Here is a 16322-nt window from a genome sequence, read left to right on the forward strand (position 1 = left end):
ATTTCGCTCCTTAATTACTTTTTAGATGCTTCAATAAGTTCAATGAAGTGGTCAAACAATGGGGCACAGTCATGTGGACCAGGACTTGCTTCAGGGTGACCTTGGAAGCTAAATGCTGGTTTATCTGTACGATGAATGCCTTGTAATGTACCGTCGAATAAAGATTTGTGTGTTGCCTTTAAATTCGCAGGTAATGTACTTTCATCTACTGCGAAACCATGGTTCTGAGAAGTGATCATCACAGTTCCATTTTCTAGGTTTTTCACAGGATGGTTTGCACCGTGGTGACCATGGTTCATTTTAACTGTTTGTGCACCAGAAGCTAAAGCCAATAACTGATGACCTAAACAAATACCGAATACAGGAATTTCAGTTGTTTCGATGAGTGTTTTTACGGCTTCAATGGCATAGTCACATGCAGCAGGGTCACCAGGACCATTTGATAAGAAAATACCATCTGGATTGAGTGCAATTACTTTTTCAGCAGGTGTTTGCGCAGGAACAACAGTAAGTTTGCAACCACGATCTGCAAGCATACGTAAAATGTTGGTTTTTACGCCGTAGTCATATGCAACAACATGAAACTTAGTTTCAGGTTGAGTAAAGCCATTTTGTAATGTCCATGAACCCTCAGTCCATTCAAAACCTTCAGGGTCACAGCATTCTTTTGCAAGGTCTAAGCCGTTAAGGCCACCAAATGCACGTGCTTTTTCAATGGCTTCTTCAGCAGTAATATTTTCACCTGCAAGAATGCAACCATTTTGTGCACCTTTATCACGTAAAATACGTGTTAATTTTCGAGTGTCAATGTCTGCAATAGCAACGATATTCTGTTGTTGTAGGTAGTCTTCTAAAGACAATTCTGCTCTGAAGTTGCTATGCAGTAGAGGAAGATCTCGAATAATTAGACCATTTGCCCATACTTTATGAATGCGGCCAGATTCAACATCTTCAGCATTACAACCTGTATTACCAATATGAGGATACGTAAGCGTTACAAGCTGCTGTGCATAGCTTGGATCGGTTAATATCTCTTGATAGCCAGTCATGGCAGTATTGAAAACGACTTCTCCAGTCGTAGATCCCGTTGCGCCAATAGAAATACCAGTAAAAATGGTTCCATCAGCAAGGGCTAAAATGGCGGGGGTGCTCAAGTCGAAGCTCCTGATTTTTAAGCTGTAAAAAAGCGAGGAAACCTACGCTCAATAGGTAAAATTTACCTATCTCCGGGGCGACTCACTCGTAACTTAAAAACATATTGTACGCATATAAATAAAGAAAGTCTATGTAAATTATTGAGCTGATTTTATATCTTGTATTTTTCTGTGTAGTGTTTTGTTTAAATTAAATATTTGTTTTATTTGGAGTAATTTTGATTTTTGTTTTTTATATAAGGGCGGTAGAAATCTTGATCGAAAATATAAAATAATAAGAGGGTGGTTCGGATCAAAATACTAAACTTCACGTAACTCTCTATAAAAGTTTATATTTATAATGAAATTCTAGTGATATGGTTAATAAAAATACGAATCAATGGAAATACGCATTATGTCTATTCAAAATAACAATTCAGACCGCAATGATAATACGCTCCATACCAGTGAACTTAAAAAACACCTTCAACATCTGAAAGAGAATGTTATTCACCATTTAAATAATCTAAGGGAAGACTATACACTGTCAGAAGATGATTTTATTGAAATAAAAGAAGTTGCTAAAATTGAGCTAAAAGATTTAACAGCACAAATTGAAGAAATTAAAAGAGAGTTAAAGGATAGCTTGGAAAAAAGAGCATCCAAATAGAGAATGGATGCTACTACAGTCATGAATTTTAAAACTCATGTAACCAATCGCGTTTGTTATGAAAGTCTGGCTCAGGACTGCTATGCTGGATGGCATAGTACTGAGTCCCTTGTGCTGTTTTAAAGATTGCAGCAAGTCCAATATAAATATCACTGACTTGTAGTTGATGCGTTGTTAGAAACAATTGCAGATCAAGTACAGCATTTAGCCCATAGTGTGTACGTTTTAACTCAATAAGCTCAATGTCTGTCGCAAGTATTGGAGGAACGTTCTCAGGGTAGCGATACTCTTCAAACTGATAGCTTTGCCAAGTTTCAGACGGAGATAAATTAATTTCTCTGTAAAAGTCTTCATTTTTGACACCAATAAATATTTCAAAGCAGCTGTTTTCCCAAAGAAAATCTGCTCTTGATAATTTATATTGCGTACTTTCAGGCCATTCAATGAGTTGCATTGGGTCTCGAACCCAAAAGCCAACGTTTATGATGGTGTTTTGTTGTTCAATTGCAGATACAAGATGAATTGCATCAAATCTTTTGAACGGCTGTAACTCATAACTTGCCATAGAAGCCTTATTGATCAGTTATTTTGCTAAATGTGCATAACGCACTAAGTTAGACAGTTTTTGGTTTTGTTGTTCAGATTTTTTGTAAAGCAAAATAACCTTACCAATTTTGTGAACAACCGCTGCATTCGTTTTTTGGCTGATCAGATCAATGACTTGTGCACGAACTTCTCGATCTTCTCCAACGATTTTTACTTTAATGAGCTCATGGTCATTTAAAGCACGAAGCGTTTCTTCAATAACATTTTCAGTGAGTCCTTGCCCACCAATAATGACAACAGGAGACAGAGAGTGTCCAATCTGACGTAGAAGTTTACTTTCTTGGGTAGATAAAGATGCCATGGGAAAACCTATATGAATGAAGCCTTACAGTATAACAAATCAAATCTGAGAAAGTGTAAGAAATGCAAAAACTTTCATATATTGTATGAAAATAAATGATTCAGATAAAAAAAATATGCTAGATTGATAAAGTCAGATGTATTGATATAAGTCTCGTTGATTTATATATGTGATAATTTTTATGAGTATTAGAACGTACTTTTATAAAAACGATTAACATGATTAAAAAAAACTTATTTATATATATGTAGTTCCATACTGCAAGAACCCTTTTTTTTGCGTACAATATAATGATTATTTTTTATGAATTTTGATGATTATGGCGACGCGCATTACCAATCAAAAGCTATCTAAGAGCAGTCGTGCGTGGATGAGAGAGCATTTGGATGATCCTTTTGTAAAAAAGGCGCAGAAAGAAGGCTATCGTGCACGTGCAGCTTATAAGCTTTTGGAAATTCAAGAAAAATATAAACTTATTAAACCAGGAATGACTGTTGTTGACTTGGGAGCTGCACCAGGAAGTTGGTCGCAGATTGCAGGAAAACTTGTTGGCCCAAAAGGTTTGGTAATTGCATCTGATATTTTAGAAATGGATGCATTGCCTGATGTTACTTTTTTACAAGGTGACTTTAGGGAAGAAGAAGTTTTTGAAAAACTGTTAAATATTTTAGATGGAAGACAAGTCGACATTGTAATTTCAGATATGGCCCCCAATACATCAGGTAATAGGGCTGTTGATCAACCTCGTCAGATTTATTTGTGTGAACTTGCTTTAGATTTTGCACAAAAAGTTCTTGGGCCTAATGGACAATTTGTTGTTAAAGTTTTCCAAGGCACAGGATTTGATGAGTTTAGAAAACAGGTTGTCGATACATTTAATGTTTTAAAAACTGTAAAACCTGCCGCATCGCGTGCACGTTCAAAAGAAGTTTTTCTTATTGGACAGCAGCGTAAAGCACGTTAGACTTGCCAAGTTCGTAAAAATTGTGCATGTTTACAGTATTAGGTATTGAGTGTTGTCACTCACTTTCGTGAAAAGAGCTTACTTTGAATGAAGTAGGTTCAAATTAGATTGATGATATGGGAATAAAGCTTTGAGCGATCTCTTCAAAAACGCAGTGTTATGGCTAGTGATACTCGGAGTGCTGATTTTAATATTCAGCAACATCAGTGATCACAATAAACCATCGCAAATGAACTATTCAGAGTTTGTTGCTGCGGTAAATGCAGGCCAAATTAAGCAAGTCACCATTGATGGCGAAAAAATTACTGGCGAGAAAAAGAATGGTTCAGGTTTTGAAAGTATTCGCCCTGCGGTACAAGATCCTGAACTTATGCCGAGTCTAATTAAAAACAGTGTTGTCGTTGAAGGTACAGCTCCTCAACGTCAAGGCGTTTTGATGCAATTACTCATCGCAAGTTTCCCAGTGCTTTTAATCATCTTATTGTTCATGTTCTTTATGCGTAACATGGGCGGTGGTGCTGGTGGTAAAAGTGGCCCAATGAGCTTTGGTAAATCAAAAGCAAAAATGCTTGCAGAAGATCAAATCAAAGTAAACTTTAAAGACGTTGCAGGCTGTGATGAAGCAAAACAAGAAGTTGTTGAAATTGTTGATTTCTTGAAAGATCCAGCAAAATTCAAACGTCTTGGTGCATCAATCCCTAAAGGGGTATTGATGGTTGGACCACCGGGAACAGGTAAAACATTACTTGCAAAAGCGATTGCAGGTGAAGCTAAAGTGCCATTTTTCAGTATTTCAGGTTCTGATTTTGTTGAAATGTTTGTTGGTGTGGGTGCTTCTCGTGTAAGAGATATGTTTGAACAGGCAAAACGGCATGCACCTTGTATCATTTTTATTGATGAAATTGATGCTGTTGGTCGTCATCGTGGTTCTGGTACAGGTGGTGGGCACGATGAGCGTGAACAAACCTTAAACCAGATGCTTGTTGAAATGGATGGTTTTGAAGGCAATGAGGGTATTATCGTTATTGCTGCAACCAACCGTGCAGATGTTTTAGACAAAGCACTACTTCGTCCTGGCCGTTTTGACCGTCAAGTGATGGTTGGTTTACCAGATATTAATGGTCGTGAACAAATTCTAAATGTGCATTTGAAAAAATTGCCATCTGTAACAAGTGTAGATGTAAAAGTCTTAGCACGTGGTACGCCTGGTTTCTCAGGTGCACAGCTTGCAAACCTTGTGAATGAAGCAGCTTTATTTGCAGCACGCCGTAATAAAAATACGGTAGATATGCATGACTTTGAAGATGCTAAAGACAAGATTTATATGGGACCTGAGCGTAAATCTATGATTATTCGTGATGAAGAACGTAGAGCAACGGCTTACCATGAAGCAGGACATGCCATTGTTGCAGAAGTTTTACCAGGTACAGACCCAGTGCATAAAGTAACAATTATGCCGCGTGGTTGGGCGCTTGGTGTTACTTGGCAGTTACCTGAACAGGATCAAATTAGCCACTATAAACATAAGATGTTAAATGAGTTATCTATTTTGTTTGGTGGTCGTATTGCTGAAGAAATATTTATCAATCAGCAATCTACAGGTGCATCGAACGATTTTGAACGGGCAACAAAAATGGCACGTTCAATGGTAACTAAGTACGGCATGTCGGATAAAATGGGCGTGATGGTCTATGAAGATGATAATCAACAATCTTTCTTAGGAAGCATTGGTAGCCGTACGATTTCTGAAGCAACTCAACAGCAAGTTGATGCAGAAGTCCGTCGTATTTTAGATGAGCAATATAAAGTGGCATGGGATATTCTTGAGCAAAATAAAGATAAAGCTCATGTCATGGTGAAAGCACTGATGGATTGGGAAACGATCGATCGTGATCAGGTGTTAGATATTATGGAAGGTAAAGAACCTAGACCGCCAAAGGTTTATGTTGCTGAAAATCCAGTATCAGATGAACTACCTAAAGATGGTCCATCGTCTCCACCCCCATTACCTGCGATGAATTAAAAATAAGAGTCACTTCGGTGGCTCTTTTTTATTAGATATTGAGAAAATTATGCAATTAAAATCTTTACCAAAAAAACAAATCATTTGTAATGGGCGTGTCATCGACTTATCTATTCCTCAGGTTATGGGGATACTCAATGTAACGCCTGATTCATTTAGTGATGGTGGCGAGTATACACAAATAGATTTAGCTGTTCGTAAAGCTCAAGAAATGATATCTCAAGGTGCAACAATTATTGATATTGGTGGTGAGTCGACAAGACCGGGAGCATCTTATGTTGGTGTGCAAGGGGAGTTGGCGCGAGTTATTCCTATTGTTAAAGCGCTTGCTAAGTACGATGTTATTTTATCTATTGATACCAGTGAACCTGAAGTCATTAAACAGGCTGTAGAAGCTGGTGCACATATTTGGAATGATGTACGAGCATTAAGTCGTCCATTTGCCCTAGAAACAGCAGCGGCGCTTAATATTCCTATTATACTCATGCATATGCGAGGTGAACCTACAACAATGAATCAACTTGCACAGTATGGCGATGTTGTAAATGATGTGATGGATGAGCTTAAATTAAGAATTAAAGATGCAAAAGATACGGGTGTGCGTGACGAAAATATTATTATTGATCCTGGATTTGGTTTTGCAAAAGATGTAAATCACAATATTACTTTGCTAGACAATCTCTATCGATTACATGAGTTAGGTTATCCAATTTTAGCGGGTCTATCACGGAAAAGATTTGTGGGAACAGTAACAGAGTGCCAAAATGCATCTGAGCGTGTTATAGGGAGTGTTTCAGGGCATTTGTTTTCAATACAGCAAGGAGCGAGTATTGTGCGTGTGCATGATGTCAAGGAAACATCACAAGCAATAAAGATGTGGAATAAGCTCCAAGATGCCGCTACATGTCGTAACCCTTGAACCATAAAGTTCAAGGCGGACGCGACGCATACTTGCTGGGTTTCCCATTCAAGATGGGCATACACTCTAAATATGCAGAACACAATCCTAAAGTGTTAGTATTGGCTCAGGGGAATCTGACCTGCTGGCGAACACCTCAGAGTAGTTTTTATTATAACTAAAAACCTTTGATATGCATACCGTTTAAGGTAGTGTTGTGTTAAGTTCCTTTTCAGTTGGTGACGATTTATGCACTTCTTGAAAAGGAATTCTTTATACAGTTTCTTTCTCAATACTCTCAAGCACTGTCTTTAATAAATGTTCACATTGTTCATACTGCTGTAAAGATTTATTTAAAGAAAGAACTTCTTGCATCAGCTCTAAAGCAACCATAACGACTAATTTATTATGTTCAATTCGAGGTGCTTTTGCACGAAATTCTTGAAAGCGTTGATTTAAAATATCAGCAGCTTTTTCTAGCTCACTTCGTTCTTCATCTGTAGTTGAAAGGCGAAAAATTTGCTCAATGATGCGAAGCTCAATAACGATCGGTGTATTACTGCTCATGATGCTTCCTCATTATATTCAGATGGATGAGCAAGTTTTTGAATTTCTTGTGTGTTTTGGTCTTCATCTGTACCAAGAATAGCTAGACGTTCAATAATAGCTTCTACTTTTAGCTTTGCATGCTCATTTTTTTCAACGAGTTGCACACGCTCTTCTTTTAATGCTGCAATTTCTTGCTTTGCACTGATTTGTTCATGTTGCAATTTTTCTTTAAGCACACGCAACTCATTACGCTCTGCAAGAATTTCTTGAAATCGACTCTTTAAATCTGTACAGCCTTTCTCTAAACGACTATAACGTTCAGCCAATGTTTTCGCATCTTGATTGAGTGCGTTATATTGATCCTGTAAAGTATTTAAATTATTGGTTAGCGTATCAATTTTATCTTGTTTACTACGCAGTGTTGTTGTTTGTTGGGTTGTTTGATCATCATGGTGTTTCTCCATTTCTTTTTTTTGCTGATGCAAAGAGGTGTTTTCACCCTCAAGATTTTTCAAACGCTCTTGAAAATTAGCAATATGCGTTTGAAGTCGCTTTAATTCTTCTAACATAACGTGGTCGCACAGTATTGCAAACAAAGGTAAGATATACGCAGTATAGACATTGGAAAAACGAATGCAAGATGATATTACAGGTTGGTCTGAATGGGATCGCCACTTTTCAAATATTGAAGAAATTTCAAGTCCAAGTGAGTTACATGGGCTACTTACAGGTATCGTTTGTGTGACACAGCCACCAACACGAGAAGAATGGACACTTATTTTATCGACTTTAAATGTGCCTGAACTGAATGATGAGAGTTTAGCTGTTTTAACTGATGAAACTGAAGATGTGGCACATGCACTTTCAGAAGATGATTTAGATTATTTACCAATGTTGCCAGATGATCAGCATGTATTAAGAGACCGCGTACAGGCATTGGCAGACTGGTGTGCAGGGGTTGTACTTGGTTTTGGCTTGGCTTCTGGACATATTCGTGCAGATGAAAGAGAACTCATCGGTCATTTACAAGATGTTGCGGCCGTTGAGTTTGAAGATGAAGATGATGACGAAGAAGGTGAGGAAGGCTATCAAGAGCTATTTGAATTTGTGCGCTTGATTCCTGTCAGTCTATCTATGGGACGTAAAAGGATAGCTGTTGATGAAAGCTCTTTACTGAAGCATGTGCATGAGCGTATTCAACCTGTAAGTGATACACCAGAATCGAATAATGTGGTTGAAATGTTTACACCACACCGTCCAAGTTAAAAAAATACCTGTTAGATAATATAAAACTTAAAAAGGAGTAGGTATGCTGAAACTTACCCAAGCTGATTTTGCAGTAAGACGTTTAGAGCTAGCGCGTAAAATGGGCGCACATAGCATTGCTATTATTGCAACAAATGCGGTGAGCTATCGTAATAGCGATGTAGATTATAAATATCGTGCAGACAGTAGTTTTTATTATTTAACAGGTTTCCCTGAACCTGAGGCAATTGCCGTTATTCAAACTTTTGATGATGCCGATGAGTATGAATATACTCTTTTTTGTCGTGAACGTGATCCTGAGTTAGAAATATGGAATGGTTATCGTGAAGGCTTGGAAGGTGCAAAATCTGCCTATCATGCAGATGCTTCATATGCTATAGATGACTTTAATGAAGAGGTGGTCGAGTTACTTTCACATGCGCATAAAGTTTATTTTCGAGTAGGTCACGATGCCGACTTTGATATACGTATTACGAGTATTATCCAACAGCATCATTTAAAACTGAGTTTATTGCAGCTAGACCCAATTGTAGATGTTATGCGTTTAATTAAATCTGATAAAGAAATTGGATTAATGAAAAAGGCTGCTGAAATTAGTGCGCTTGCACATACGAAAGCAATGGAAAGTGTACGTAATGGCATGATGGAGTATGAGCTAGAAGCAGAACTAAACTATGTATTTGGAAAGCATGGCTGTGTACCTGCATATGGTAGTATTGTTGGGAGTGGTGAAAATGGATGTATTTTACACTATGTCGAAAATAATAAAAAAATAGAAGATGGACAGCTTGTTTTAATAGATGCAGGTTGTGAGTATGAGTATTATGCATCTGATATTACGCGTACATTTCCTGTAAATGGTGTGTTTTCAAAAGAACAGCGAATAATCTATCAATTGGTTCTAGATGCACAACTGGCAGCGATCGATGCGGTACGTATTGGTAATCCATACCGAAAACCACATGACATTGTTGTAAGAATACTTACTCAAGGTTTATTGGAACTTGGTTTGTTGCAAGGAAATTTAGAAGATTTAATTGGCGATGAAGCTTATCGACAATTTTATATGCATGGTACAGGACATTGGCTTGGTTTAGATGTGCATGATGTGGGAGGCTATAAAACAAAAGAAGGTCCTCGACATTATGAAGCAGGCATGGTTGTGACGATTGAGCCTGGTATTTATATTTCTCCACAAGATACAACGGTTCCTGAAAAATGGCGTGGTATTGGTATTCGAATTGAAGATGACATTGTGGTGACATCCGAAGGGCCACAAGTTTTAACGGCAAGTGTTGTTAAAGAAATTGATCATATTGAAGCATTGATGAAATCTACTGCCAATAAATAGGAAATAATCATGCCACAGGTTGTAATTGTTGGTGGTGGGATGGTGGGTTTAAGCCTCTCATTGATGTTAGCGAAAGCAAATATTCGTGTGAAACTTCTAGAAGCGATTAAATATCCTGATATTTTAGATGCTGAGTTACAGGAATATCATTCAAGCTTTGATGCACGAAATAGTGCGTTATCACGACGTAGTGTTCAAATTTATAGCAAGTTAGGCTTGTGGGAAAGCTTACAACAACATGCCACACCTATCCGACAAGTGCATATTACGGAAGAGGGAGGATTTGGCAAAGCACGTTTATTGGCTGAACAAGAGAATGTTGAAAACTTTGGGCAGGTAATTGAAAATGCGTGGTTAGGACGTGTACTTTTGACCCAAGTAAAAAAGAATAACCAAATTGAGCTTATTGATGGTATTCAAGTGACGGCGCTGACACAAGATAATGCGAAAGTGACTATTGAGGCTCTCAGAGATAATGAAAAAATTAAAGTTGTTTCTGATCTTGTTATCGCAGCAGATGGTCGGGATTCTTTTTGCCGTCAAGCATTGGGTATCGATGCAGACGTTCATGACTATGAGCAGGTCGCGATTGTTACAACAGTACAAACATCTAAACCTCATGAGCATGTCGGTTTTGAGCGGTTTAGTGCTTTAGGCCCTTTGGCACTACTTCCATTACCGGGAGAAAAGCGGCGTTCGGTTGTCTGGCCTGTAAAAAAAGGTACTGAACAGCAGTGGTTAGGTACTGAAAATGATCAAAAGTTTTTAGATGCGTTACAGCATACCTATGGTGGGCGAGCAGGAAAGTTTGAAAAAACAGGCAAGCGTTTTTGTTATCCATTGTCGCAAGTGCTTTCACACAAACAGGCGAGTGGTCGGGTTGTACTTATGGGAAATGCAGCGCATACCATTCATCCTGTTGCAGGGCAGGGGTTTAATTTGTGTTTAAGAGATGCAGAAGTGTTAGTAAGATTTTTATCTAACCAGCTTAAAACATCAAGTGATATTGGTAGTCCCCACCTTTTAAAGCAATATGAACAAGCAAGATTAGTTGACCAAAAGCGTGTCATTAAATTTTGTGATGGTGTTGTGAGAGGCTTTAGTAATCAGAATCCACTCTTAAAATTAGTGAGAAATACAGGTCTAGTAGCTTTTGATATTGTGCCGGGTATTAAACCAATGGTTGCAAATTATGCAATGGGGTTGAAAGCATGATGTCTCAGGAAAAGCATGATGTTGTGATTGTAGGGGGTGGCCTAGTTGGTGGACTAACTGCTTTATTACTTGCAAAAGAAAATATCGATGTTGTGGTATTAGATGCAGCCCCACTACTTGATTCAACACAAGTTCTAGAAAAAATGAATTCTAGAGTACTTGCTTTAAGCCAAGCAACAATTCATTTATTGCAGATAGCAGGAGTTTGGCCTCATATTGAGAGATATGAGCCTTATACAGCAATGCATGTCTGGAATAAAAATGGCTATGGAGATATTCATTTTGGTCATGATAGTATAGATAAACCTGCTGAAACTGATTGGCTCGGTGTGATGGTTGAACCTAGCATTCTAAACTTGGCTATGCAAAAGACTATGTTGGAAAAAGTGAAGCACTACCGAACGAATGTTCGTGTGAAACACTTAGAACAACGTACAGATAGTTGGTCTATTACACTTGCCAATGATGGATGCTTAAATACAAAGTTAGTCATTGGTGCAGATGGTGCAAACTCTTTTGTACGTCAAGAAGCACTCATTGGATTAAAGGTTCTAGACTATAAGCAATCTGCGATAGGTTGTGCAATTCAAACCAATCAACCTCATCACCATGTGGCTCGGCAAATTTTCTTACCAACAGGACCACTTGCATATTTACCAATAAAAAGTCCTGTTTCTAAAGAGGATGGATATTGGCAATCGATTGTGTGGACTCTACCTACAAATATATGCAATGAGTATATGGCGTTAGATGAAATAGCATTTGCAGATAGACTGACAAAAGAAAGTCTGTACATGTTGGGTGGTGTGAAAGTTGCAAAAAATAGATCTTGTTTTCCATTAAAAGCACGTGCTGCTGAAAAATATGTAATGACAGGATTGGCTTTAGTTGGCGATGCTGCACATGTAATACATCCGCTTGCAGGGCAAGGTGTAAATATAGGTTGTTTAGATGCTGCTATGTTATGTGATGTTTTATTAACAGATATACATCGAGGAGCATGGGCAAATATTCAGACATTACGAAAATATGAGCATTTGCGCCGTCATCAGAATGAAGCAATGATGCATAGTATGTCTATTTTAGGATGGTTGGAGTCTTCTCAGGTATATCCACTGATTTGGGCAAGAAGCTTTGGACATAAAATTGCTATGAGTAATTCTAAATTGAAAGATTTTTTTATGTATAAAGCAAATGGTTTGGAATCTCTGAGAAATACGAGATATGCAAAATAAAAATGTGATTGTTTGTATTAAAAAACTGCAAAATATACGAATTGGAGTCTTGCTATTTTTGTGAAGATTGCTAAATTTCATATTGCTCACTGATGAGGTGAGGCATACCAATGAGACAGTGGAAGATGGGGAGTTATCATGGTCGACTCAAATGATTATGATGAATCAGAAGATTCAGTTGTAGATGATGATGAAGCGAAAGCAGCAGAAAAAGGTGCAAGTGAACCAAGTGCTGAGACAAGTCAAAACTCAGCAGATATTGCAGAGGCAGAGAGCTTAACTGTAACAGCTAAGCAAAAACAACGTTCAGCTTTAGAGGATGAGGTTGCAGCTTTTTTAGCAAAAGGTGGGCATATAACAGAAGTACCCCCTGATACAAGTGTTGACTGATTTTTGAGCGCTATAACTGGTGTTTTATCGTCATTATTTTGAAATAAATTTTCGCTATCTAATGTATTAACAGTGTATAATACAGTGAGAAAATTACATTAAATAATGAGAAGAATGATATATGTGTTTAAAAACATAGGTTTGTATTAACTGTGTATAAAGCCAAGAGCATTTTTTTAACTTTTTATATTATTGTTATTAAAAGTTTAATTTTTTAAGAAGCTCTTGTATTATATCTGTTCATTAGTTAAAAACTACTGGGGTACAAAATATCTCGGTAAAATTAAACAAAAACTTTAGGCTGAGCTTAAAAAAAACAATTGTTATCTCTGGAGGATATCCATGAAATTGAGTCGTATTGCTCTTGCTACAGTGCTTGCAGCTTCTCCTTTTGTAGTTGCTAATGCAGGCGTAACTGTAACTCCATTATTATTAGGTTACACTTTCCAAGACAGTACTCATAATAACGGTACACAAAACGTAAATGACAGTGCACAGCACTTAACTACGGGTCCTGAGTTACAAGACGACATGGCAGTTGGTGCAGCATTAGGTGCTGAATTAACACCATGGTTAGGTTTTGAAGCTGAATACTTACAAGTTAAAGGCGACGTGCAAGGTGCTCAACAAGGCGCTCAATACAAACAACGTCAAATTAACGGTAACTTCTACGCAACATCTGATTTAATCACTAAAAACTACGATAGCAAAATCAAGCCATACGTATTATTAGGTGGTGGTTACTACAAGTATGATTTTGATGGTGTTCCACGTACGTCTTACCAAAACCGTGAAGGTGGTTTAGTTAACGTAGGTACAGGTATTTTCTGGCGCTTAAATGATGCATTGTCTCTTCGTACAGAAGCGCGTGCTACATATAACGTAAATGCTGATTTCTGGAACTACACAGCACTTGCTGGTCTAAACGTTGTTATTGGTGGTCACTTGAAACCTGCTGCACCAGTTGTAGACGTTCAACCAGTTCCACCTGCTCCAGCACCTGCTCCAGCGCCAGTTGTTCAACAGCCTCAGCCTCAGCCACAAGAGTTGACTGAAGACTTGAACATGGAACTTCGTGTGTTCTTTGATACAAACAAATCAAACATCAAACCACAATACCGTCCTGAAATTGCAAAAGTTGCTGATGCGTTAAATCAGTATCCAAATGCAACTGCACGTATTGATGGTCACACAGATAACACGGGTCCTCGTAAGTTAAACGAACGTTTATCTTTAGCGCGTGCTAACTCTGTAAAAGCTGCACTTGTTAATCAGTACAACATTGATGCATCTCGCTTAACTACTCAAGGTTTTGCATGGGATCAACCAATTGCTGACAACAGCACTAAAGAAGGTCGTGCAATGAACCGTCGTGTATTTGCTACAATCACTGGTAGCCGTACAGTTCTTGCTCAACCAAAAGCACAATAATAGTAATAAGTAGTTTTTATTACGCATAAAAATGGCTCTAAATGAGCCATTTTTTTATTTATATGAGTTACATATTTTTACGTATTGTTGATGTTTGTAAAATAAAAGACAAATTTTTTTGTTATATTAAAATGACTAAAGCGAAAATATAACTATAGAATTTAATCAGGAGATAACAATGGGTTTATTTGATTTTGTAAAAGGTATTGGTAAAAAATTAGAAGGCCAATCTGAACAGCCAGAACAACAAACACAAGCTGCTGAACCAACAGCACAAGAAATTGCGAACCAGCTTTTAGCACATATTCAAAGTTTAGGTCTAGCAATTACAGGTTTATCTGTAAATTATAACAGCGATACAGATACTGCTGTTATTCATGGACAAGCAGCAAGCCAAGCAGACAAAGAAAAAATTATTCTAGCTGCTGGTAATGTACAACATGTTGCTCAAGTTGATGATCAAATGACTGTTGCAGAAACAGCAGAAGATGCAGATCAACCTGAAAGCCAGTTTTATACAGTACAGTCTGGTGATACCCTTTCTAAAATTTCGAAAGAAGTATATGGTGATGCAAACCAATACAATAAAATTTTTGAAGCAAATCAGCCTTTACTGAAAGATGTAAACTCAATTTTTCCGGGCCAAGTATTACGTATTCCACAATAATTTTTAATCTAAAGTATTAAAAATAAAAAAAACCTGACGGTTTCGTCAGGTTTTTTTGCTCCTAAAGAGTTCATAGTATTTAAATTCCTATATTTCTAAGTTGTTTTTTCATATCTTTTCGGTCTCGACGATGCTGAGACTTAGGTTTTTCAGACTCATGCATTCCACCTTTATGTAATAAAGGGGAGACTGCTACATGATTGCGTGACTTTATTTTGGGTAATGATTTAAGTTTCATAAGTTTTATCCTTTAATGCACATAACTTGTTTTAATGTATGTACTACTTCAATTAAATCTGTTTGATTTGCCATAACCTCATCAATGTCTTTGTACGCTGATGGAATTTCATCAATGACTTCTTTATCTTTTCTACATTCGATCCCCTCTGTTTGTTGAATAAGGTCTTGTTGTGAAAACTGTCTTTTTGCTTTACTACGACTCATTTTTCTCCCTGCACTATGTGAACATGAACAAAATGATTCGTTGTTTCCTTTACCTTTTACAATAAAAGATTTTGCTCCCATAGAACCGGGAATAATTCCATATTCGCCTTGTCCTGCACGAATTGCACCTTTACGTGTCACAAATACCTCTTCACCGAAATGATATTCTTTTTGAACATAATTATGCTGACAGTTAATTGCTTCTTTTGTCATTTGAAATTTAGGAAGCAGTGGGCGAATTGCCTCTAAAATTAAATGCATCATTTCACGACGGTTTTCATAAGCATATTCTTGTGCCCATTCAACAGCTTCTACATAATCATTAAAATTATTTGAGCCTTCAGCAAAGTAAGACAAATCTTTGTCGGGAACATGACCAAACCGATGTTGTGCCTCTTTTTTGGCACGCTCGATGAAATAGGTTCCAATCACATTGCCTAAACCTCGACTGCCTGAGTGAAGCATAATCCATACATCTTGATTTTCATCTATGCACAGCTCAATAAAGTGATTGCCGCCACCGAGGGTTCCGAGTTGTTTCACCCATGTACTGTCAAAGTGTCGTAACATTCTTTTTAAAGCTGGATGTTTAAGTGTGATTTGATTTAAACGCTTATCTAGAGGTGTTAATGTAGAAGCTTTCGCACGAATTTGCTTATGCATTGAAAACCCTACAGGTACCTTACGTTCAATTGCATTACGAAGTGTGCTTAAATTATCTGGTAATTGACTCGCCTTTAAGTTTAATCGTAATGCATTCATGCCACAGCCAATATCGACACCTACAGCAGCAGGAATAATTGCATTTTTGGTTGGAACGACACTGCCTACGGTTGCACCTTTACCGAGATGCACATCTGGCATAACCGCAATATGTGAGTGAATAAACTGTAGCTGTGACATTTTATGGAGTTGGTCGATGCTCTCTTGATCAATATCAGAGGTATAAATTTTAATGGGAACACCAAAATGTGTATTCTCATTTAGGGTAAGCTTTATGCTCATATCATGTATCTCAATATATTTTTATTTTTGTCCAAATAAAAAAGACCTAGCGAATGCTAGGTCTTTAAAGCACTCGGACAAGTTGATATGACACTTGTCCGTGAGCTGACATCGTGCCAAGATTTAAAGTTGTAGTAGTAATGGCATGATGTCCTCCTTAAATTGGGTAAATGA

17 protein-coding genes, 1 other RNA gene and 1 pseudogene are annotated in these 16322 nt (G+C 37.6%); 11 read left to right on the forward strand and 8 right to left on the reverse strand.

The features are described from left to right. Positions 1-14: 14 nt before the first annotated feature. A complete protein-coding gene (gene carA, locus P256_RS10810; RefSeq protein WP_023273720.1) occupies positions 15-1154 on the reverse strand; it encodes a glutamine-hydrolyzing carbamoyl-phosphate synthase small subunit in 1140 nt (379 codons plus the stop codon). A 394-nt stretch (positions 1155-1548) separates the two neighbouring features. Here carA and P256_RS10815 point away from each other — a divergent pair, with 394 nt between their 5' ends. Next, entirely contained in the window at positions 1549-1803 is a 255-nt protein-coding gene (locus P256_RS10815; protein WP_023273721.1) for a hypothetical protein, read from the forward strand. A gap of 28 nt (positions 1804-1831) precedes the next feature. Here P256_RS10815 and P256_RS10820 read toward each other — a convergent pair whose 3' ends face one another. Both P256_RS10820 and yhbY read right to left on the reverse strand, forming a co-directional pair. Then, positions 1832-2368 (reverse strand): DOMON-like domain-containing protein, encoded by a 537-nt coding sequence (locus P256_RS10820; RefSeq protein WP_023273722.1) that lies wholly within the window; start codon positions 2366-2368, stop codon positions 1832-1834. Between the two features lie 18 nt (positions 2369-2386). After that, positions 2387-2710 (reverse strand): ribosome assembly RNA-binding protein YhbY, encoded by a 324-nt coding sequence (gene yhbY / locus P256_RS10825; protein ID WP_023273723.1) that lies wholly within the window; start codon positions 2708-2710, stop codon positions 2387-2389. A gap of 319 nt (positions 2711-3029) precedes the next feature. On the opposite strand from yhbY, the gene rlmE reads away from it, so the two are divergent. The 3 genes and pseudogenes from rlmE to folP all read left to right on the forward strand — a co-directional run. Beyond that, positions 3030-3674 (forward strand): 23S rRNA (uridine(2552)-2'-O)-methyltransferase RlmE, encoded by a 645-nt coding sequence (rlmE, locus tag P256_RS10830; RefSeq protein WP_040332215.1) that lies wholly within the window; start codon positions 3030-3032, stop codon positions 3672-3674. Positions 3675-3804: 130 nt separating this feature from the next. Next, entirely contained in the window at positions 3805-5697 is a 1893-nt protein-coding gene (gene ftsH / locus P256_RS10835; protein ID WP_040332173.1) for an ATP-dependent zinc metalloprotease FtsH, read from the forward strand. A 49-nt stretch (positions 5698-5746) separates the two neighbouring features. Next, a pseudogene (folP, locus tag P256_RS10840) lies at positions 5747-6589 on the forward strand (dihydropteroate synthase); the annotation flags it as partial. Here folP and ssrS read toward each other — a convergent pair. The 3 genes from ssrS to P256_RS10850 all read right to left on the reverse strand — a co-directional run bounded on the left by ssrS (position 6579) and on the right by P256_RS10850 (position 7713). Further along, a non-coding RNA gene (gene ssrS / locus P256_RS13135) (6S RNA) lies at positions 6579-6762 on the reverse strand. The pseudogene folP and the gene ssrS overlap by 11 nt on opposite strands. A gap of 106 nt (positions 6763-6868) precedes the next feature. Further along, positions 6869-7162 carry a cell division protein ZapA gene (locus P256_RS10845; RefSeq protein ID WP_023273727.1) on the reverse strand — a complete coding sequence of 98 codons (294 nt, stop codon included), beginning with the start codon at positions 7160-7162 and terminating at the stop codon, positions 6869-6871. After that, complete coding sequence (locus P256_RS10850) at positions 7159-7713, reverse strand: coiled-coil domain-containing protein (protein WP_023273728.1); 555 nt, start codon at positions 7711-7713, stop codon at positions 7159-7161. The genes P256_RS10845 and P256_RS10850 overlap by 4 nt, the downstream gene beginning before the upstream one ends. A gap of 64 nt (positions 7714-7777) precedes the next feature. Here P256_RS10850 and P256_RS10855 point away from each other — a divergent pair, with 64 nt between their 5' ends. The 7 genes from P256_RS10855 to lysM all read left to right on the forward strand — a co-directional run bounded on the left by P256_RS10855 (position 7778) and on the right by lysM (position 14699). After that, positions 7778-8410 carry a UPF0149 family protein gene (locus P256_RS10855; RefSeq protein WP_023273729.1) on the forward strand — a complete coding sequence of 211 codons (633 nt, stop codon included), beginning with the start codon at positions 7778-7780 and terminating at the stop codon, positions 8408-8410. Between the two features lie 46 nt (positions 8411-8456). Beyond that, positions 8457-9761, forward strand: a complete 1305-nt coding sequence (gene pepP, locus P256_RS10860) for a Xaa-Pro aminopeptidase (protein WP_040332217.1) — start codon at positions 8457-8459, stop codon at positions 9759-9761. A 6-nt stretch (positions 9762-9767) separates the two neighbouring features. Continuing rightward, positions 9768-10976, forward strand: a complete 1209-nt coding sequence (gene ubiH, locus P256_RS10865; protein WP_155756763.1) for a 2-octaprenyl-6-methoxyphenyl hydroxylase — start codon at positions 9768-9770, stop codon at positions 10974-10976. Beyond that, entirely contained in the window at positions 10976-12211 is a 1236-nt protein-coding gene (locus P256_RS10870) for an FAD-dependent monooxygenase (RefSeq protein WP_040332218.1), read from the forward strand. Before ubiH ends, P256_RS10870 begins: the two co-directional genes overlap by 1 nt. Positions 12212-12349: 138 nt before the next feature. Further along, a complete protein-coding gene (locus P256_RS10875; protein WP_023273733.1) occupies positions 12350-12601 on the forward strand; it encodes a hypothetical protein in 252 nt (83 codons plus the stop codon). A gap of 342 nt (positions 12602-12943) precedes the next feature. Then, positions 12944-14032, forward strand: a complete 1089-nt coding sequence (gene omp38, locus P256_RS10880) for an outer membrane protein Omp38 (protein WP_023273734.1) — start codon at positions 12944-12946, stop codon at positions 14030-14032. Positions 14033-14210: 178 nt separating this feature from the next. Then, entirely contained in the window at positions 14211-14699 is a 489-nt protein-coding gene (lysM, locus tag P256_RS10885; protein ID WP_023273735.1) for a peptidoglycan-binding protein LysM, read from the forward strand. Between the two features lie 79 nt (positions 14700-14778). On the opposite strand, the gene P256_RS13310 is transcribed toward lysM, so the two are convergent. Further along, the gene (locus P256_RS13310; protein WP_023273736.1) at positions 14779-14937 is read right to left on the reverse strand and encodes a hypothetical protein; all 159 of its coding nucleotides are present in this window, start codon (positions 14935-14937) and stop codon (positions 14779-14781) included. Between the two features lie 5 nt (positions 14938-14942). Continuing rightward, the gene (locus P256_RS10890; protein WP_023273737.1) at positions 14943-16148 is read right to left on the reverse strand and encodes an RtcB family protein; all 1206 of its coding nucleotides are present in this window, start codon (positions 16146-16148) and stop codon (positions 14943-14945) included. Positions 16149-16322 lie beyond the last annotated feature (174 nt).

Source organism: Acinetobacter nectaris CIP 110549 (assembly GCF_000488215.1).
Taxonomy (GTDB): domain Bacteria; phylum Pseudomonadota; class Gammaproteobacteria; order Pseudomonadales; family Moraxellaceae; genus Acinetobacter; species Acinetobacter nectaris.